The organism is Chitinivibrionales bacterium, from assembly GCA_035516255.1.
In the GTDB taxonomy this organism is placed as follows: domain Bacteria; phylum Fibrobacterota; class Chitinivibrionia; order Chitinivibrionales; family FEN-1185; genus FEN-1185.
This window is the reverse complement of the sequence record DATJAL010000031.1, coordinates 160,510-181,379: the sequence shown is the minus strand read 5'-3', so window position 1 is coordinate 181,379 and position 20,870 is coordinate 160,510. Positions and strand designations below refer to the sequence as shown.

Here is a 20,870-nt window from a genome sequence, read left to right as displayed (position 1 = left end):
GGTTTGAATGAAAAATATAGCTCTTCCAGCAACAAATTGCCAAAATAAACCACTTCGCGTTTTTATTAAGAAGTTACGATTTATCATAGCGCCTGCCGGTCACGGCACCGGTTCTCACTTCGGTCTCGCCTTCGGCTCCGGCTGCCACGGCGCTATGCCGCTGCGCGGCGGCGTCCGGGCAGCACCGCGCTTTGCGACGGCCTCCGGTCGCCCCTGGCGCGGAACATCATCCTGTTTTTCATCGTCTTCACCGCAACGGTTTCCCGCTGGATTGACAACGCAACCGTCATGGAATGCCGCAAGGCGGCGATAAAAAATCATAGGATATTTTTATTTAGGCCGATATGAGGTAAGCGACGTAATAAAATGCGCGAAGCGCAACATCCTTGAATTCGGGAATAAAATTCAATGTACTTCAGCGAACGCTCCCGTCCGGCATATAAAAAGGTGTAATCCCTGCCCAACCTCCACCCGCGCCCCCATGTAAAGTTATACATTAATATATCACCAACCTGAACCGACACATCATTCCTCTTTCTCACCTCCTGCCTCGATTTTGTAGATTATCCTCCATAGATGCTTGCCGGCAAGCAAAGACGAGCTAGAAAGAATTTCATCACCTTTCTTTACGCCTTGTCGGTGAAAGTAAAAAGGAGTTTATTCATGTTTAGAATGAATCGCAAATCAAAAAAACTCCTTCAATGGTTGTTGATCGTTGCCTGCAGTATCCTGTTAGCGCCCGCGTGGATGCCGGTTTATGCCGCCACCCAGGCGTCTTATTATGTGTCGCCGAACGGCAGCGACACCAACCCCGGCACGCTCGCCCGGCCCTTCGCGACAATCACCAAGGCGCGCGACGCGGTCCGCACCGTGAACCGCCCCCTGACCGGCGACATTTACGTCTACCTGCGCTGCGGCACGTACTACACCGGCTCGCCAATCGCGTTTGGCCCGGCCGACGGGGGAACAGACGGCTTTTCGGTGATTTACAAAGCATACAACAGCAACGGCGTTGACGAGAAGCCGGTCATCAGCGGGGGCGTGCCGGTGACGGGCTGGACGCTCGTGAGCGGCAGCATCTACAAGGCGACGCTCAACCGGGACACGAAGCTGCGCTGCCTCTATGTCAATGGAGTGCGGGCAAAAATGACGGAAGTGAAAAACAAACAGGCATCCGGCACCTCGGGGACGTTTACCGTTGCCGGCACCGAGCCCTGGGCGCAGACGAGCGGGTCGGCGTTCGACGCCTTGACGTTCAGTTCATCGGTGCTCCCTGCTTTTGCCAATCCCGGCGACGTCGAGATCGAGTGGAACTGGCAATGGTGCGACAACATAGCGTGCGTCAGGGACATGACGACCTCCGGCACAACGACCACCGTCAGTCTGCAGCAGCCGACGGGCGCCATCGCGGCAAAATTGAGATGGGGAGCGCTCGGCGTCATGGACGGGTCTGGTGCAAAGTACAATTTCACGTTCAGAAACGCCTATGAACTGCTCGCAAGCCCCGGTCAGTTTTATTTCGATAGAGCGGCCCATACCCTCTATTATTACAGCAGGGGCGAGAACATGAACACCGCCATGGTCATCGCGCCCGTCAGCGAAGGACTGCTCCAAATCTACGGAGCGTCAACGACGAACCGAATTCTGAACCTGCAGTTTTACGGCATTACGTTCATGCATGACCATTGCTCGCTTTTCGATGTCGCGGGTTCAAAAGGGTTCGTCGGCTCGCAGAGCTCGGCGGTCTTCTACAAGTTCCGCTCCGACGGCGACCATAACGCGGCCTATTTCACCAACGAGGATCTGCCGCAGTCGACCATTGACGTCAGGAACTGCGACTCACTGCGCATCGAGCGGTGCAAATTCCTGCAATGCAGCAACGCGATCGCAATCAATCTGGAAAACGACGTGATCAACAGCACGATCATCGGAAACGTCTTCAAGGACCTGGCGGGCAATACGGTCAACATCTCAACTCCGCAGGACTATATAATCGGCAACGGACCGTTATTCCCGCCCGGAATCGCAGGCGCACCTCAAGGCAACGTTGTGAAGGACAACTTTGCAAGGAACACCTCCATGGATTTCATCCGGGTCGAGGGCATTTCGGGCTACTTTATCGAAGGGCTGGAAATTTCGCATAATGACATGAGCTACATGCCATACGGCGTGATCGCGCTGGGCTGGTACTGGGGTGCATCGGGATCCATTCCGCCGTCAACGGTGATGAACAACATTACCATCAGCTATAACAAAGTCGGCAACGATCACCTGGTATTGCATGACGGCGGGACGATTTACGTGATGAATTCCTCGCCTAATTCGCAAATAGCAAGAAACTATACGATCAATGGAGCAACGGCGATAATGCCGGACGAAGGATCGGGCCTCTGGGCAATCAACAACAATGTCGTGGATAAGGCAGCGAGCTTCTGGCTGTACCTCTGGAGCAACACCATCCACAATATCGTCACGGACAACAACTATACCAACCAGCCCAGCTTGCAGAACAATGGCACCAATTGCCCTGTCACCAATACGCATAACGAAAGCGGAAACCCCTGGTCGGCCGCGGCCCAGGCCATCATCAACGGCGCCGGCATCGAAGCCGCGTACCAAGACATCATGGCTGATACGCTTGCGCCGCAGGCTTGCGCGACGACCGGCGTGACAAACATGAAGAATAGCAGTGTGATCGGTAATTTTTCAGTCCGGCTCGCGGGACACCAGATCGTATTCCCGCAGGAATTTGCGGGAAAAACCTTTTCCGTAATCATACTGGACCTTCAGGGCCGGCTCATCCAGAAAATGACCTTTGACAAAAATCATCCGGCAGGGCCGGCGCAGCGAATTGATTTAAGCAAAGGGTCCTATGTGGTGGAATGCAGCATGGACGGAAAGGTTGTGACGATGAAAATGGTTAATGTCAGGTAATCTCCCCGTACAGAGAACTTCAAATAAACAGATTTCCCTTCGCGCTTCCTGCACTGGTGCCCCGTTTGGCATTTAAATAAGGGCTTTTGCGCCAATAATTTGGCCTTTCCCTATCCTCAAATATATCTTTAATTCCTTCATCTTTACTAAAGCACATCACCATGCCAGAAAAGAAAATCCTTCCCTCCTATTCCGGCCAATCCGTTGACGATCTTCTCGCAATGGAAGCCGGCTATCGCATCGACTCGCTCGTCTTCGCCTTTGAATCCGCCTTGGATGAAAAAGCGGCACAGATCGGTTACGAAAAGCTTTCCGAACCGGAAAAAGCGGTTTTAGTCATTCAGGCATTGCAGCGCGACGTAAGGGAAAACGGTTATCGGCAATTTTTCATGAACACGCCGGTGTATGCGGCCGAGGTGGTTGGCATGCTGAAATCAACTGGATGCCCAAAGGCGGCGGAGGTATCGGAGGGCGCAATCGGCGCGCTGGGTATCAAAGGCAGGATCACGGGCGAGGCGATTTATGATATTCTGCAGGAGCTGAGCGAGGGGACACTGGAAACATTGAAGGAGTTCGACCGAAAGTTTACCGAATGTGAAGAGGATGTGACGGGTATTTTATTTGAATATATTAAAAAAAATAAAAACAAAATCAAATTTATCAAGTCAAATAATATCGCCGATGAGTAAATAAAGGAGTTCTGAATGACAGAAGCCGGCTCGCCATCACACGGAAACGAGACCTTTAAATCCATTTTCAACCGCCACAGCATCCGTTCGTTCACGGACAAGTCCGTTTCCCAGTCAGACATTACCTCGATATTGGACGCTGCCAACCAGGCGCCTTCAGCGCACAATCAGCAGTCTTGGAGATTCGTGATAATCAGGGGAACCAAGAAAACGGAACTGGTCAATCTTGTTACAGAAAATTCCGCCCGCTTTCCACGGCCGACTTCTGCGCTGCTGCGCATGGCCGCGAGAAGCATTGCGAGCGCGCCGGTTGTCATTGCCGTCATGAACACCGGGGAATTGATCCGGCGCGGGCCGGAACTATTCGAAGTTGACAGCGACCCGGTGCGGGATTTCTTCAGGATCATGGAAATCCAGAGTTCCGCCGCTGCGGTGGAGAACATGCTCATTGCCGCCACTTCGCTCGGGCTCGCGTCGGTCTGGTTGGGAATTCTGATAATGATTCAAAAGGAAGTATTGAGCTTCCTTGAGTTTCCCGCCGGCGAGTTCATGGCGGTGGTGCCGGTGGGATATGCGCAGAAGTCAAGCGCAGGGCCGAAGAAGAAGTCGCTGGACGCTGCGGTAAAGTATTTGCAATAGTCAATCAACCGCTCAGGAACGATCACATGATCGTAATCGCGCTTCTCCGCGGCATCAATGTCGGCGGCAGCAGGGCCTTGAAGATGCAGGATCTTATCGATGGTTTCGAATCGCTCGGCTATAAAAACGCGGCAACCTATCTCCAAAGCGGCAACGTCATTTTTGATTCGCCCGGTTCCGCAGCGGCCTCCCTGGAGAAAATGATCGGGTCGATGATCCTTAAGCGCCGGAAGCTCGAGGTGAACGTTGTTGTCCGGACCGTCAAGCAATGGGACGACATCATCCGCGGCAATCCTTTTCTCGGCAATAAAAACCATGATCCGGCCTTTCTCCACGTCACGTTTCTCAACAAGTCAACCAGGGGAACGAAAATTGAATTAAGCAAGGAAGGCCAAGAGGACTATCGCGTTTCGGACCGGGAAATTTATTTGTATTGCCCCAACGGCTACGGCAGGACTAAAATGAACAATCAACAAATCGAAAAGAAGACAGGGCTCATCGCCACGACGCGGAACTGGAACACCGTCCTGGCAATTAGAGAGTTGGCACAGAGAAAAGATCGATAATCCGGCGATTCACGATCACATTAATTTTATCCTATGCGTCCTCCTGACCTGCTGACCCTTGTTGTCATCCTCTCTTTCACGGCCGCCCATGGCCAATGCCCCCACACCGCCAACCCCATTACCTCCGGCTACGGTTCAGACGGCGCGGTTGCAATCACCGTCGACAGCGTGGCGGGCGGCCTTTTCACCCACGACAAATTCTACCTGTTCCGGCCGCGGCATGTTCCCCGGCCCCTTCCGCTTGTTTATTTCATCCCCGGCATGGGAAAAGGCGGCAACGACCGCGCCACCTACGAACGGCTGCTGCGCCACATGTCAAGCAAAGGGTATTGCGTTGTGCTGCTTACCTACCGCATGGTTTCGTTCCCCTACCAGGGCATGACCTACCGCCGCATGTTCAGGGGCATCGTCGAGGCCCGCAGGCGCTTTGCGGCCTACCTTGACACGACGCGCATCGGAATGATGGGCCATTCGTTCGGCGCGAGCGCGATTCCCTCCCACATGTACCGGGCGCTCACGAAACAGCATTGGGGCGCAAACGGCGCGTTCATGTACATCATGGCGCCGCATTACGTTTTCGAGATAACCCAGAAACAACTGCAGAACTTTCCCCCGCATGTAAAGCTCATGGTCGAGGTGTTCCAGGACGACGACTGCAACGACCACCGCATGGCAAAAGACGTCTTCCAAACAATAAGCATTCCGTATCCGGAGAAAAAATTCATCGTGCTCCTCAGCGATTCTTCGCAGGGAGATTCGTGCAGGCTCATCGCCGACCATTCAACGCCCAACACCTTCAGCAAGGGAAGGAACGTCACGAACATGCTCGATTATTACGGCATTTTTCGTTTCTTCGACGCGCTTGCAGACTACGCGTTCACCGGCAGTGCGGCGGCAAAGGAGGTCGCGCTCAGCAACGGCAGCGCCGTCCAGCGGTTTATGGGTGTCTGGCCTAGCGGCAAACCGGTCAGAGAAGCGATTGTTTCGGACAGCGCGCCGCTTGTAAGACCAGAAAAATTCTATTATTTTCATTGGACTCATCCGTGGAACGTGAGGAGAAAACAATACCACTTGTGGATGCCGGACAGCGCGACATTAAGGCCCTAGGAGTTATCCGGCATGCTGAGCTATTCATAAAACACTTTAAAGGCTGGTCCCTGGCATGAAAAACAAAATTAAAAAAATATTGCCCCCTTTTGCCATCACTTTAATAAGGGCCTTGCGCCAGCGGGCGACGTTGGCGGTCCTCATCTTCCTTCTGTTTGTTGGCATGAACGCGCTTAAAATCTCGCTTTTCTACTGCTTCCTGGTTGATGTGCCGGTCATGTCGTCGTTCGACCTCTTCTTCCAGGTTCTATTTAAAAACATAGTTATTTCCATGTTTATTTTCATTTTCCTTACCTGGCCGCGGCAGTGGTACTGGCTTGCGGGGTTTTATTGCCTTCGCGCATTCTACATGTTCGTCAATCTTTCGTACCATTTCAGCGTCGGCGGCATTCTCCGATTCAGCCAGTACCTGGGCTTGTATACCGAAGCCACGGAGCTGGTGAAAAACACGCCGATTCCCCTGGACCTCAGAATGTGGATCGTGGTCGCCGACTTGCCGTTCTTGCTCCTCCTGCTCATCGTCTATTCGAGATTTTCAAGGGTGAACCGCTCGTTACTGTTCAGGCCGATATTGGTGTGCACCGTCATCACCGTGCTTACCGCAATCATCTTATGGAACCCGCTCAAACCCCTTTCGGAGCAAATGGTGGCTGACCCGGCCGCCAGCGATGTCGCCATGATCAAATCGCAAGGCCTTGTATCATTTACCGTGATGGACATTCTGAGCCATAGAAAAACGCCCGACTTCGCATTGAGCCAGCGGTATGGACGCATGATAACATCGAAAGGGACCGGAAGACCGCATCCCAACATCGTGTGCATCCAGGTGGAGTCGATGGACGCAAACATCGTTGACCGGCAGTTTCACGGCGTCTTTGTTACGCCGTTTCTCCACAAGCTCTCCCAGGAATGCATTTATTTCCCGTACGCCCTCAGCTACCACGAGGCGGGCCTTACCACCGATTGCGAGGTCTCCGTGATCAACAGCCTTGAACCGCTCGCGGATTTCCCCTCGATAAAACTGCATAATTACCGGTACATCAATTCCATGCTCAAGCGGTTCAACATCACCAAATATCAAACCATTGCCTTCCACGGCAACAAGGGCATTTTCGACAACAGGACCGAAGCCTACGATAAAATGGGATTCCAGAAGTTTTACGACATGACGGCCATGGGCCTGCGCGAGATATCCTGGGGCGCGCCGGACGGCGCGGTATTCGATTTTGTCAAGAACAAGCTCCGCGCGCAGCAGGAGCCCTTTCTGTATTACATCATCACCATGAGTAGCCATGAGCCCTTTAACCTAGTCAATCCGTATTATCGGAGCCCCCAGTTCAAAACGGGAACCGACCAGCATACCCTCAACTACTTCAATTCGCTTTCGTATGTTGACAAGGAATTGCGCGGTCTCATCGCGAGCATCAGGAAATTGCGCCCGAACTCCTATATCTTCATGTACGGCGACCATACACCCATCACCGACGTGGGCTCCTACAAAAAGGCATCGTTTCTTTATGACGACCGGCTTTTTGAATTCGTCCCGCTTTTTATCATAACCCCGGATTCCCTCGTGTACCATGAAAACGAATGCGTCCCGTCATTCGTCGATGTCGCCCCGACCGCCCTTTACGCAAGCGGAATACCCTTCCGCATGCGCGCGCGCGGCGTGAACCTTCTTGACCTTCCGCTGCAAGACGGCGTCCTTTCGATGCGCGGCAGCACCTATTCACGCGCTGAGTTGTTTCAGGAGGTCATGAATGAGAAGAAAAATTGGCATTGACCTCCCCGGTATTATTGGGTATACTAAGAAAAGGCGCATATGGAACTACCCCCTTTCCTCATGCCAAAACTCCGCCTCATCGCAGCATTCGCCGCTTCCCTTGCTTTGCTGTTAGGCCAGCACTGCAGCTCACCCGACAGCGCGGACAAACATTCGACCGAGCGTTTCAGGTTCATCTTTTGCAACGACCTGCATATCGGCGAAGGCGGGCGCGTTGCCGACAGCGTTGCGATGGCGCACGTCATCGGCGAATGGAGGACAAAGGTGCCTTCATGGGACTTCGTGGTGCTCGCCGGCGACCTCACCGAGAACGGCGACCTCGCGCACATGCAATGGCTTAAAACCGCGCTTGACAGCCTGCACAAGCCCTATTACACGGTGATCGGCAACCACGACATCACGAACGACACCGACGAGAACGGAAAAAAAAATTACCTTTCGGTGTTCGGAGACAACCGCCTCAACTACCTGATCATGCATAAAAACGTGGGACTGGTGTTTCTCGATCTGTCGAACGGCGCCAAGACCACGGTCACGGTGAAGGTGTCGACCAAGCTCTGGCTCAAGAAAATTCTCGCTAATTTCCCCAGCAAAATGCCGATCATCGTTTTTTCGCACTTTCCCCTTAATCCCGAAACGCCGCGCTTCTCCGTGATGAATTCCGAGGAATTGTTCAGGTATCTTGACAAACGCAATGTCATCGCCTATCTCTCCGGCCATTACCACGGCGTCTGGTTCGGCTTCAGGAATAAAATTCCGTTTTACACCAATGTACGCCTTTTGCCGTTTGCGGACACGAGCCATGTTTATTCCGAATCGGGCTATTACCTGGTCGACGTGTTCGGCTCGTCGGTGGGCGTTACTCCGAAGAGGACCCGCTAGCATTCACACTTTTCTCACGGCCATTGCCTTCTGAAGGCATGGTAATTCGGATTTGCGCCATCCGTTTTTCCCCCAGCCTTTTCCTCGCATGGGCTTTGGATTATCCGTTTTGAGAGCGCTGCATTAAGGGGAAATTTGATGAGGAAAAAAAATCCCCGGCTCGCATTACCATTTAACGCATGCGGGCCGGGGATAAAATTACCGGTTCGAATACTCTTTACGGATGCCACGCCGATCCCTGAACAATCACGGTGTCCGGCGTGTCGTCAACATACGTTACATACACAGAATCTCCGGCGGACAGCACCCCAATCACGCCAGTCGTCGCATTGGACGCCGTCGTGGAAAAGCCGACGTCCGACGAAAACACCCTGCCCGAGCCCGTGCCCGAATATTTGAGCGTGTCGATGAACCCGGTCGGGTCCTTCTTGCTTTTCACCGTGACGACCGCGGTGTTGGCGGCAATGTCATCGTCGTACAGCGTCACGTTCATTTTGCTCGTCGTGCCGTGATAATCGGTTGAATCGAGCAAAATAGATCCGATAACCGGCCGCCATGTGCAGATGCTTCCCAGCCTCGTCTCCATCGGTGTCTTATCCTGATAGATGATTATAATGGCCTCGCCATGAAGGACATCTTTTCCGGTAACCTTGATGGTCCTGTTCGCCGCCGACGAAGGTCCGGTCGTCACCCCGAGCAGACCGGAGAATGTTCCCCACGATCCCGGCACCATCGGCAGTGTCAGGGGAATGCCCACCACCGAGTCCGCGGGCTGGCTCTTTATGGTGACGGTCACGAATGTATCGGCAACATCCGGGTCAGACACGTTGATTGCCATCTTGACGGTCAGACCGCCGTACATTGACGCGCCCGGGTTGACTTCCGCGGCGTTGCCCGACCATTGAACCGTGGCGGTATCTTGCATTGCCGGCGCAGCTTCGTTGTAGAAGGCATAGATGGTGTCGCCCATCGCATCCTTTGCCTGCTGGACCATGATCATGTGTTTGGCCGAATCGGAGCTGTTGATGTTAAACCAGATCGAGTCGAGATACTGCCCGGCCGTGGTCGGGTCCTTCTTGAGAATCAGCGTAAAACCGACGGTGTCCGCTCTGCTTTTGATCCTGACGGGAACGGTTGCGCCGGTGAGATCGGAATCGTTCACGATGACGGCGGCGGGATACTCGGCGCCCGAATACGAGCCCATGTCGAACATGATGGAGCCAACATGGCCGTACCACGGCATCACGAAATTGTTGGTGCCGGTATAGGAGGTGATCCCCTTGCGAATCGTTTTGTAACCGCTGGCGACGATGATAAGGGTATCGTTATCCGCCGCGACCTTAGCGCTTCCACTGCCGCTGATCTTCCTGATGAGCTGTCCGGCGGCCTGGGCTTTTTCGCCCATGAAAGGCATCTTGAGCATAGTGGACTTGCCGCCGATATTCACTTTGACAAAGTATAACTGTCCGGCGAACGCGGGCTCGAACATGTTCACCTGGTAATTGCCGCGGTCGAGCTTGGCATCCACATACGACCTGACGTCCCTTCCCAGCAGGTCAAACACGTCGATCCTCACCTGTTCGCCGTTGTTCGCAACGCCAAGGTAAAGGCTGCTTTGCCTGAAATGCGGCGTGCCGACGAGCTGCGTCGAATATGATCCGTTAAAACGGATCGCGGAGATGTTGCCCGTTAAGGTATATGCACCGTTCGCATCGGTCGTATCGAACAATTTCGCCACCTTCAGTTTGACGATTGCGCCTTTTATTCCGGCCTGCGTAGCGGAATCCGTGACGGTTCCGGTGAGGTTAATGTCCTGCGCAAAAACCGAAAGCGCAAAACACCCCGCAAGCAGAACCGCGACTGCTGCTCTTGAACACGTGGTCATAAAAACTCCCTTTCGTTAAAATGAATAATGATGAGTTCTGAAATTAATCAATGGTAAGAATTCCGGTCTTGTCACAAGAATCAGATTGATTGTTAAAATACCTCATAAAATATAAGTATAAGAAAAATAAAAGGAATTCGAAGGAAATTGTTAATGAATTATTAATATCCTGTTCACATCAGTGAACATGATTCCTTTTCTGAATGTTATCATGGTGAGGCAATCGGCAGGACGCACGTGATGCCCACCCCCACATCCATAAATATATGAAAGAAATCATGAAAAATCTTGTAAATTTTTTATCTACGTGCAATTCGCGATTTCATATTTGTAATCCGGGAATAAAATAGCCGACCTCATGGATTGAAAAGAATATTATTTTGCCAATGGTTTGAAACCCAAAGCTGATCATCAAACGGCTGCAAACGATATGAAACCCCTCAAGAATTCCGGAAACGCGCTCATCACCCTGTTTTTCATTTCGGGCGTGTGCAACCTCGTATACGAAATAGTTTGGGCCCGCATGTTCAATCTTGTTTTCGGGGTCACGGTTTTTGCCGTGAGCGCGGTGCTGGCCGCCTTCATGCTCGGCCTTGCCATTGGGGGAATTTTCTTTGGAAGAATTTCTGAAAAAACAAAAAACACCGGCGCGTTGTTTTCGCTCATTCATGCGGGAATTTTCATGTCCGTCATCGTGATGCTTCTGGCGTTTCCCCTTTTTCAAGCTATTTATCTTGGCGTGTTTAAGCTATTCAACCCCAATTTTATTGTCTTCAGGATCGTGCTTTTCGCCCTGTCGATGCTGTTCATGGTTATCCCCACCACCCTTATGGGCGCCACGTTTCCCGTTGCATGCAAGCTCTACGTGAGGCACGCCGACCGACTGGGAGCAGACATGGGATTGCTATATTCCGTAAACACGCTCGGCAGCGTTCTGGGATGTTTGGCGACGATCTTTCTTCTGCTGGGGGCTTTGGGAATGAAAGGATGCATCGTGCTCGCCGCGCTCACCGACCTTGCCGTGGCGCTTGCAGTTCCTGTGGTGATCAAGCCCGTCCCGGCCGAGGTGAAAAGCACATGAAAAGAAAAGTTGTTGCCGTGCAGGCCGGGTCGCCACACGCCGTGTTTATCCTACTCATCGCCGCGCTTGCAGGGTTCTGCACCATGGCGTATGAAGTGGTATGGTTTAGAATCCTCAAATTTTTCGTGGACAACAGCATCCATTCTTTCGGAATAATGCTTTCGACCTTTCTTTTCGGCATCACTGTTGGCGGCTACTTGTTTCCCCGGTTTGTCGACAGAAAGAAAGACCCTCTCCTTTTTCTGGGCATCATGGAGTTCGGCATAGGCCTTCTCTGCATTCTTTCCATTCCCATCATTTCTCAGCTTAACAATTTGATGCCTGCGCTCGGCAAAATTTTCGGGGAAAACTGGAACGCTGAAATCATCATCAGGTTTGTTTCGTTTGCCTGCGCCATGCTCCTGCCCACAATGCTTATGGGCGGCGCATTTCCCGTCATCGGCAAAATCTATTCGGGCGGGCGGCCACTGGTGGGAAAATCCATCGGCGAAGCGTACGGCGTCAACACCGTCGGCGGCGTGCTCGGGTCTTTTGCCGGCGGATTTGTTCTGATTCCGCTTTTCGGCGTTCAGAACAGCGTCACGGTACTGAGTTTTTTGAATATTTTGACAGGTGCCGCGTGCCTCTTGCGGGGAGCCAGCCTACTGAAGCCGCTGCGGCTTGCCGTCAGTGGAAGCTGCATTGTCCTTGCGTGCCTCCTCACCATCGCCATCCCCCAGAATGCCTTTTTACCCGTGTACGGCGCCAAATATCCGCCCCCGGCGAACACCCTGCTTTACCTTAAGGAAAACGTCAACGGCACCACTGCCGTTTTCCAGGACACGCGGCGGCCGGCGCAAAAATACCTGCTCATCGACAACACCGGCGAGGTGAGCACCGATTATTTCAGCATGCGGGCCTTCCGCTTTCTTGCGCTGCTGCCGGCGTTGTATTGCCCCCAGGCGCAAGATGCCCTTATCGTGACCTTCGGCAGCGGCATCGTCGCCGGTGCCATCGCGGGGCTGCCCGGCATTTCCCACGTGGATTGCGTGGAGATCTGCAAGGAAGCCTTCAACGCGGCGAAAAATTTCTCCGCCGAGAACCACGACGTGCTCAACAGTCCGAAAATAAATTTCATCGTGAATGACGGCCGCAATTACGTGCTCACTACCGGCAGGCGCTACGACATCATCAGCGCGGACGCCACGCACCCCACGAGCAGCGACAGCTGGATCCTTTACACAAAGGAATTCTACGCGCTGTGCAAAAACCGGCTCAACGACCGGGGGATCATGTGCCAGTGGATCCCCCTGCACGGCATTCTGGAGAAGGACTACAAGATCATCCTCAATACGTTCCATACCGTTTTTCCCTATGTCGCTGTGTATTACTCAGGAGGATACAAGACCTTCGGCCACACCGTGCTGCTCGGCTCAAGAAGCCCCATGACCATTGACTTTTTCAAAGCACAGGAACTGTTTCAGAACACGCAGATAAAAGACGACCTGGTCCGGCTGAACATCAATACCATATACGATTTTTTCAACGGATTTCTCATGGATCAGGACGCCATCGCCCAACTTGCCGGCAGCGCGCCGGTGAACACCGACGATAAGCCGCGAATAATCTTCTCTAAATTCGAACTTGAGAAAAAGCCGTTCATGGAGCTTGCATCAATCATTAAAAACAGAAAAAGCGTGTATCCGCAACTCAGCAATCTGAACCCGGACAGCGCGCTTGCGGTCAAGCAAAGGATGGAAAGAAACTTCGAGGCCATGGGGCATGTTTTTGACGGGCTTATGCTTGAATATAAAGAAGCGACTTTACGGATAAAACAGGACTTCGGAAAATCAAAAGCTCAGATCATACGGAACCTTATGGAAAGCAAGGCGATTTTCGAGCAGATGATCTCCAACTACCAAACGGCGTTGCAGCTTGATCCGGAAGATTACAACGCGAAATTTTTATTGATGAGGGTTTCATCGGAACTTGATTACCTCAACTCGTTTTTGGATGCGATGCAAGCGAATGGCGGAAATGTAACTGACGGCCAAAACCAATAGCAAGCCACCGATGTGGGGTATTTTCACTGAAATATTTTATTTCAAGCATTCATCATTTAAAACAATTTTGTACCACCTGTCAGCCAGATGTTACAATTTCGTGCTAGGATACTTTCCTGAATCCGCCATAATCCTCTATAATTTTTCAAATTTCCGTTTTATTTCAACAATATAGGAATGGCATACAAGTTGCAATTTTCAACCCCCTTCGTGCACTGCCGTGTACGTTGTTTCCATACATCCAACCACTTATTCAGAAGGAGTCCGCTTTATGGGCAGTCCAAAAACAGCCAAGGACGTCTTGGCCATGCTCAAGGCCGAGAAGATTGAGGTTGTCGATTTCAGGTTCATTGATTTCCTGGGCACCTGGCAGCATTTCTCCTACCCCACGGTTGAAGTTGATGAAAGCGCATTCGAAAAGGGTCTCGGTTTCGACGCATCAAGCATCCGCGGATGGCAGGCCATCAATGAATCCGACATGCTGATTAAACCCGTGCCCGAGACCGCGTTTATCGACCCGTTCTTCAAGGATAAAACGCTCACGCTCATATGCGACATTTGCGATCCCATCACGGGCCAGGATTATTCGCGTGACCCGCGCAACATTGCGCGCAAGGCGGAAAAGTACCTCAAGGCCTCCGGCGTCGGCGACACCGCCTATTTCGGGCCCGAAGCAGAATTTTTCATCTTCGACGACATCCGCTATGGCCAGGCTTGCAACTACGGTTATTATTACATCGATTCCGAAGAAGGAATCTGGAACAGCGGCCGCGCGGAGAATATTGACGGATGCGGAAATTCGCACAATACCGGGTACAAGATCCGGCACAAGGAAGGGTACTTTCCGGTCCCGCCCGCCGATTCCCTGCAGGACATCCGCAGCGACATGATGCTCACGCTCCTTAAAATGGGCGTTGAGAGCGAGAAACAGCACCACGAAGTGGCCACGGCCGGACAGGCGGAACTCGGTATCAAGTTCGCCCCGCTTGTTCAAATGGCCGACGCGGTAATCAAATACAAGTACGGCATCAAGAATGTCGCCAAGAAATACGGAAAGACCGTCACGTTCATGCCCAAGCCGCTCTTCCAGGACAATGGCAGCGGCATGCACACGCATATTTCCATTTGGAAAGGCGGCAAGAACATGTTTGCGGGCGGCGAATACGCCGGGCTCTCCAAGACCGCGCTCTATGCCATCGGCGGCATCATCAAGCACGCGCCGTCGCTGCTTGCGTTCTGCACGCCGACCACGAACAGCTTCCGGCGCCTGGTGCCGGGTTTCGAGGCGCCGGTGAACCTCGCTTACTCGAGCAGGAACCGCAGCGCCGCCATCCGTATCCCGATGTACTCGGAATCGGCAAAGGCCAAGCGGCTCGAGTTCCGCTGCCCCGACCCGACGTGCAACCCGTATCTGGCCTTCCCGGCGATGCTCATGGCCTGTCTCGACGGCATCCAGAACAAGATCGACCCGGGCAAGCCGCTCGACAAGGACATCTACGAACTGCCGCCCGAGGAACTCGCCAAGGTCCCGCACACGCCCGGCTCGCTCCGCGACGTGCTTTCGGCCCTGGAAAAGGACCACGAGTACCTGCTCAAGGGCGACGTGTTCACGCAGGACGTGATCGACACGTGGATCGAATACAAGACCAAGAACGAGGTCGATCCCATGTCGCTCCGTCCGCACCCGTGGGAATATCACCTCTATTTCGACGCATGATCTTTTGTCAACGTCGAACGAGGACGACCCGATTGCAGCACCCGTGCCGAACGGCGCGGGTGCCGTAAGCAACAGACCTGCTCAGTTATTCTGAGTAGTGGTGTTGTATGGGAAGGGACTTCCGGCCGAAAGGCCGGAGGTCCTTTTTTTTTCATCCGCAGGGTTTTTCTAAAGAACCCCCGCCTCTTATTCCCAGAAGAGTGCGGCGGTAACCGCGATCGCGGACCAGATACCTGCACCGCTCATCGCTGCAGTCACCTGTCGTCCAGTTCATAACGCCGGAATAAAATTTTCCCCTGGCAACTGACTTTTGGACCTATGATCTTCACGGAAGATGCATCCGGCAGAAGCAGCGCCACATGAGCAACTGTTGTTGCGAAACACTTCAACAAAAAGTCAACCACGGAAAGTATTGTCAAGAAATGACGACCAGCAATGGGAAGGACAACGCAAAAAAGCTCCGCTCACGAGCGCCGCAGATGCCTCACCCGGCGTTTAAAAATTTATCAGGCGGAATCAAAAGTGTTCTGCCCATCCGGCGCTGTGATTAAATCCGGAACCTGCTATTTTTTTGAATACACGTAGGTCACGCCCGCCGCGAACGTCTCCTTCAGCCGCGCATCCTTGCTGATGTCCTTGTCGTAATACACATAGGCTGACATGTTGAGCATGAGATATTTAGCAAATGTCAATGTCAGGGTATTTTCCCATTTAACATGCGGATATCGCCAGTCGTTTTCGGCGGGCGTGCCCTTTGCCGCGTTTGCCTTCGAGCTCAGGAGCGCTTCGTACACCCTCAGCGAGCCGAGATACTCCACCCACTTTTCCCTGTTGTTGGCCCTGAGGTCCATGTCGAATTCCGCGCCGCCGTCGTTGGTCACGTCGGTCGCGCGTGTGCCGGTCGCGGTGTCGAGGTGCTGGCGGTCCACCAGCTGGTGCACGGCAGCGCCGAGGCGCGTGGTCCATTCCACATTGTCGTTCTTCTGCAAGGTGCGGCTCGCGCCGACAGCCTCGGTGACGTCCCAGGGGTTGACATAACGCGTAAGAAGCGTGTCGCTGCCGTCAAGAAACTCGCTGATGCCACGCACACTGATGAACGGGTCGACCCATGCGTGAAGGGTGAAGCGGAACAGCTCCTCGAAATCGATGAGGTCGGTCGATTTCTGCGGCGCGCCCCATTGCTTGGTATCCTTGTTCTGCACCGCGGTCTGGCCGAATTGCAGTTTAAGCGTGGACCGGGTGTTGGTGATTGCGGTGATCTGCTTCTCCGCGATCCCGAGGAACTGTGAGCCCCAGTTGAACGATCCCGCCTCGCCGCCCACCCAATTGTCGCTGTAGGAATTCACCCCGGTCGTGAGGTTGAGGTCCAGGTCGATCTTCCACGGGTCGCCCTGTGCAGCCGCTGCCGCCAGCACGACGGCACCGGCAGCGATTGATAGTATTTTGATGGATTTCATATTCCCTCCCCGATTGGTTTTTTGTCGCATCATCAGTTTTTATTCCGCAACAAGTCGCGTATTTCCGACAGCAGCTCCTGGTCTTTTGTCAACGGCGGGGGCGCGAGCGCCTCCTTCTGCTTTGATTTGGTAAGAACCCCCAGGAATTTCACGATGAAGATGAAAAGCACCCCGGCGATGATGAGGAAGTTCACAACCTCGCCGACGAACAGTCCGTACGGCACCACCTTTGCCCCGATGACGAGCTTCCAGTTGAGGTAGTCCTGCTGCGCCGGAAGAAGCAGGCTGATGAGCGGCATGATGATGTGCTTGACAAACGAATCTATGATCTTCCCGAACGCCGCCCCGACGATGATGCCGACGGCCATGTCGATGACGTTGCCCTTGAAGGCAAACGCCTTGAATTCGTCAACCAGCGAAAACGCCCTTTTTGCCGGATCGAGGCCGGCGATATTTTTTATGGGATTCATGAAACTTCCCCTTTCTGTTTAAAGAAGATGCGAAGAATTTATCAAGGCGGTGGCGGTTATCAAGATAAATAATGGATGCGGAGATTTTTATAGTTTTATCGCTCCCTGCCCCGGCAGCGGGCCGTTTCAACGGCATACGTAATGGCATAGTTGCGGACCGGCTTATCGTAATATCTGAAAAAACTTTGTACTATCGCCGCCCATCATGTAAAATTATAGCTGATCCCTGTTTAGAATTTTCTTTTAACAAAAAAAATCGCCCGTGGAATGGACAGGACTGATTGAATACCCGGAAAGGGTGATTATCTTCCTTAAAGGGGAAAACGATCATGGCAAAGCCTGAAAAAAAACCACGTCTGCCCTCCTTGTCAATCAATAAAGCCCTGCTTTCAAGCCAGAAGAAATACGAGCTTTTTTTCAACAATCTGCGGGACGCCTCATCCCTGTTCGAGATGCGTGACGACGGCCTTCCCGGCCGTTATCTTGAGGTGAACGACACGTTGTGCAAATGGCTCGGGTACACCCGCGAGGAACTGCTCGACCTTTCTCCTTTGGACATAAGCGAAAAGAAGGAAGAGGCGATCAACCGCGAGGTCTCCGCGGTCTTTGCCGGAAAAGGAAGCCATTTGATCGAGCGTACCCTGGTTGCCAAAGACGGCAGGAAGATCCCCGTGGAGGTCAATTTCCACTATATCAACTATGATGGAAAAAAGGCCGTCTTGTCGATATCGAGGGACATCTCGGAGCGGAAGAAAGCCGTGGCGTCGCTCTGCGAAAGCGAGGAAAAGTTTGCGCGGGTCTTTCATTCAAGCCCGGTCGCCATGTCCATCACCCGGCAATCGGACGGGATGTTCCTTCATGTCAACAGCAAGCTGTTACAGCTCACCGGTTTCGATCAAAATGAACTGATCGGCAAAACCACCGCCGAACTCGGCCTTTGGGACGACGAACCGCGCAAGGCAATGCTCAAGGACCTCGCGGCCTCCAAGTCTCTGCACACCATCGAGGTTGAAATCGGCAGAAAAAACGGGGGAACCGTACCCGTCTTGTGGTCAGCTGAACTCGTGCAGATCGCCGGCAGCCCCTGCGTCCTCGCCTCCGCCCTTGACATCACCGAATACAAGAAAGCAATGGAAGCCTTGCGTGAAAGCGAGGAGAAGTTCCGTTCCCTCATCGAGCAGAACCTCGAGGGCTTCGCCCTTATTGACGAGAAGGGAATGGTGATCGAATGGAACGCGGCGCTTGAGGACATCACCGGCCTTGCGCGCCATGATGTCCTGGGAAGGCCTCTCTGGGAGGTGCAGTCGCTGATGCGGCCGGATGAAAATACGGCGTCCGACCATTTCAACCGCAGGGAAAAAATGCTCTCCGTTCTCAAAAGCGGCAGGACGCCGGGCGGGAGAAAACCCTACGAGACCAAGATCGTCAAACCAAACGGAACCCGTGCTTTCATACAACAGACCATTTTTCCCATCAAAACGTACAGCGGATTCCGGCTCGGCGCCATCACCCGCGACATAACCCAGCAGCGGCATGCCGAGGAGGCCCTGCGCGAAAGCGAGGAAAAGTTCCGCTCCATGATAGAGCAGAACCTCGAAGGGTTTTCACTCATTGACGAGACCGGAACCGTGACCGAATGGAACACGGCGCTTGAAGAAATGACCGGCCTCAAACGCGGCGACGTTATCGGCAAGGCGATGTGGGACGTGCAGGCCATGATGCGGCCGGCTGAGGTGAAATCCCGCGGTTTCTACGAACGCATCCGGGAGATGATGCGTGCAATGATCAAAAGCGGTGACAATCCCATGCTGGGGAAACCCTTCGAAACGCCGATACAGAAGCCGGACGGGTCGTCGGCCATCATACAGCAGGTCGTGTTCCCGATAAAAACGAAAAACGGTTTCAGGTTCGGTTCCATCAAGCGCGACGTCACCAGCCAGAAACACGCCGAGGACGCGCTGCGGGACAGTGAACAGCGGTTTAAAACGCTCATCGAAAACGCCTTTGAAGGCATCGCCGTTGTTGACAGAAACGGAACAGTGAAATATTCGAGCCCCGGACTTACCCGAATCCTTGGATTCACCCCGGAGGACCGATACGGCGCAAACGTGTTTAAAAACATTCACCCCGACGACTCGGTGCGGGCCCAGGAGGCCTTCGGCAGGGCCTTGGCGCATCCTTTGGAGAGCTTCCCAATATTCCTCCGCTACAGACGCAGCGACGGTTCTTGGCGCTGGCTCGAATGCGTGGGGAAAAACCTCCTTGATGCCAGCGCGATCAACGGTATCGTCATTAACTACCGCGACGTCAGCGAGCGCAAACGGGCCGAGGAGGACCAGCAAAGGTTCGAGCAGCAGATGCAGAAGGTGGAAAAGCTTGAATCGCTCGGCATCCTCGCCGGCGGCATCGCGCACGACTTCAACAACCTGCTTACCGGCATCTTCGGCTACATCGATGTCGCGCGCATGTTCAATTCGTCGGGTGCGGCAGACAAGGTGGCCATGAACCTGTCCAAAGCGCTCGACGTCTTCAACAGGGCGCGCGCGCTCACGCAACAATTGCTTACGTTTTCGAAAGGCGGTGCACCGGTCAAAAAGACGCTCTCGCTCCCCCCCCTTCTCACCAGCACGACAAATTTCGTTCTGAGCGGCTCCAGCGTGAGCGCGCGCTTCGGTTTTCCCGACGGCCTCTGGCCGTGCGAGGTTGACGAAAACCAATTTGGGCAAGTCATCGATAATATTCTCATCAATGCCCGGCAGGCAATGCCCACGGGCGGATCGGTGGTCGTGACCGCGGAAAATTTCCCGAAAGGCCAGCCGGTTCCGGCGCCTCTTGCGCAAGGCGATTATGTGCGCATTTCCATCCGCGATTTCGGCATTGGAATCTCAAAGGACCACCTGCCGCATATTTTTGACCCGTTCTTCACCACCAAGCAGGAAGGAAGCGGGCTCGGGCTTGCAACCGCTTATTCGATCATCAGGAAGCACGAAGGCATCATCGAGGCGGAATCGGAACTCGGCATCGGCTCAACATTTTATATCTATCTGCCGGCGCACCCGTCCGCCGCGGCGGAGCCCCTTTCCACAAGGATAAAAAAGCACCGCGGCCAGGGTGTCGTGCTCGTCATGGACGATGAGGATTTCGTTCGCGACGTGGCGGCCGAGATGCTGAAGACCATGGGCTATACCGCGGATCCCGCAAAAAACGGCGCCGAAGCGGTTGAAAAGTATCAAAAGGCGTTTTCCTCGCCGGTGCCGTACGCCCTTGTCATCCTCGACCTTACCGTGCCGGCCGGCATGGGAGGCAAGGACACCCTGAAGGATTTGCTGAAAATCAACCCCGCGGTCATCGCAATCGCGGCGAGCGGCTTTTCGGAAGACCCGGTGATGACCGACCCGCCGGCGTTTGGTTTCAAGGGTAAGCTGAGGAAGCCATTTACAAAAGAAGAACTTGGCGATGTGCTTGAGCGGGTGGTGGGGCCATTGAAATAGATTAACAAAATAAACATGTGCGTTCCCCTCGCCTTCGTAAAGACTCGGGCTCGGGTCGTCCCTCCTTCCGGGCTCGGCCATTCGGCCTCGTTGCCGGACAGCCAGATGCCTAGCGGCGGGGTCGGCC

The 20,870-nt window shown here is 53.6% G+C and carries 15 protein-coding genes; 11 read left to right on the top strand and 4 right to left on the bottom strand.

What is annotated here, in order from left to right; all coding sequences use genetic code 11:
* Positions 1-152: 152 nt before the first annotated feature.
* The gene (locus tag VLX68_09995; GenBank protein HUI92565.1) at positions 153-290 is read right to left on the bottom strand and encodes a hypothetical protein; all 138 of its coding nucleotides are present in this window, start codon (positions 288-290) and stop codon (positions 153-155) included.
* Positions 291-663: 373 nt separating this feature from the next.
* On the opposite strand from VLX68_09995, the gene VLX68_09990 reads away from it, so the two are divergent.
* The 7 genes from VLX68_09990 (at position 664) to VLX68_09960 (ending at position 8,600) form a co-directional block, all read left to right on the top strand.
* The gene (locus VLX68_09990) at positions 664-2,934 is read left to right on the top strand and encodes a T9SS type A sorting domain-containing protein (protein HUI92564.1); all 2,271 of its coding nucleotides are present in this window, start codon (positions 664-666) and stop codon (positions 2,932-2,934) included.
* Positions 2,935-3,095: 161 nt separating this feature from the next.
* The gene (locus tag VLX68_09985) at positions 3,096-3,623 is read left to right on the top strand and encodes a DUF4375 domain-containing protein (protein ID HUI92563.1); all 528 of its coding nucleotides are present in this window, start codon (positions 3,096-3,098) and stop codon (positions 3,621-3,623) included.
* A gap of 15 nt (positions 3,624-3,638) precedes the next feature.
* Positions 3,639-4,262, top strand: a complete 624-nt coding sequence (locus tag VLX68_09980; protein HUI92562.1) for a nitroreductase family protein — start codon at positions 3,639-3,641, stop codon at positions 4,260-4,262.
* A gap of 26 nt (positions 4,263-4,288) precedes the next feature.
* Positions 4,289-4,828, top strand: coding sequence for a DUF1697 domain-containing protein (locus VLX68_09975; protein HUI92561.1), 540 nt, complete (start codon positions 4,289-4,291; stop codon positions 4,826-4,828).
* A gap of 33 nt (positions 4,829-4,861) precedes the next feature.
* A complete protein-coding gene (locus VLX68_09970) occupies positions 4,862-5,935 on the top strand; it encodes a hypothetical protein (GenBank protein ID HUI92560.1) in 1,074 nt (357 codons plus the stop codon).
* Positions 5,936-5,990: 55 nt separating this feature from the next.
* The gene (locus VLX68_09965; protein HUI92559.1) at positions 5,991-7,718 is read left to right on the top strand and encodes an LTA synthase family protein; all 1,728 of its coding nucleotides are present in this window, start codon (positions 5,991-5,993) and stop codon (positions 7,716-7,718) included.
* Between the two features lie 39 nt (positions 7,719-7,757).
* The gene (locus tag VLX68_09960) at positions 7,758-8,600 is read left to right on the top strand and encodes a metallophosphoesterase (GenBank protein HUI92558.1); all 843 of its coding nucleotides are present in this window, start codon (positions 7,758-7,760) and stop codon (positions 8,598-8,600) included.
* A 217-nt stretch (positions 8,601-8,817) separates the two neighbouring features.
* Here the strand turns inward: VLX68_09960 and VLX68_09955 are convergent, their stop codons facing one another.
* On the bottom strand, positions 8,818-10,485 hold the full coding sequence (locus VLX68_09955) for a hypothetical protein (GenBank protein ID HUI92557.1): 1,668 nt from the start codon (positions 10,483-10,485) through the stop codon (positions 8,818-8,820).
* Between the two features lie 430 nt (positions 10,486-10,915).
* Here VLX68_09955 and VLX68_09950 point away from each other — a divergent pair, with 430 nt between their 5' ends.
* The 3 genes from VLX68_09950 (at position 10,916) to glnA (ending at position 15,325) form a co-directional block, all read left to right on the top strand.
* Complete coding sequence (locus VLX68_09950) at positions 10,916-11,566, top strand: fused MFS/spermidine synthase (protein ID HUI92556.1); 651 nt, start codon at positions 10,916-10,918, stop codon at positions 11,564-11,566.
* Positions 11,563-13,608, top strand: coding sequence for a fused MFS/spermidine synthase (locus VLX68_09945; GenBank protein ID HUI92555.1), 2,046 nt, complete (start codon positions 11,563-11,565; stop codon positions 13,606-13,608). Before VLX68_09950 ends, VLX68_09945 begins: the two co-directional genes overlap by 4 nt.
* 271 nt (positions 13,609-13,879) lie before the next feature.
* On the top strand, positions 13,880-15,325 hold the full coding sequence (gene glnA / locus VLX68_09940; protein ID HUI92554.1) for a type I glutamate--ammonia ligase: 1,446 nt from the start codon (positions 13,880-13,882) through the stop codon (positions 15,323-15,325).
* 563 nt (positions 15,326-15,888) lie between these two features.
* On the opposite strand, the gene VLX68_09935 is transcribed toward glnA, so the two are convergent.
* Entirely contained in the window at positions 15,889-16,782 is an 894-nt protein-coding gene (locus VLX68_09935) for a hypothetical protein (GenBank protein ID HUI92553.1), read from the bottom strand.
* 32 nt (positions 16,783-16,814) lie between these two features.
* Entirely contained in the window at positions 16,815-17,252 is a 438-nt protein-coding gene (gene mscL, locus VLX68_09930; GenBank protein ID HUI92552.1) for a large conductance mechanosensitive channel protein MscL, read from the bottom strand.
* Positions 17,253-17,581: 329 nt separating this feature from the next.
* On the opposite strand from mscL, the gene VLX68_09925 reads away from it, so the two are divergent.
* Positions 17,582-20,743 carry a PAS domain S-box protein gene (locus VLX68_09925; GenBank protein ID HUI92551.1) on the top strand — a complete coding sequence of 1,054 codons (3,162 nt, stop codon included), beginning with the start codon at positions 17,582-17,584 and terminating at the stop codon, positions 20,741-20,743.
* The last annotated feature ends 127 nt before the right edge of the window (positions 20,744-20,870 follow it).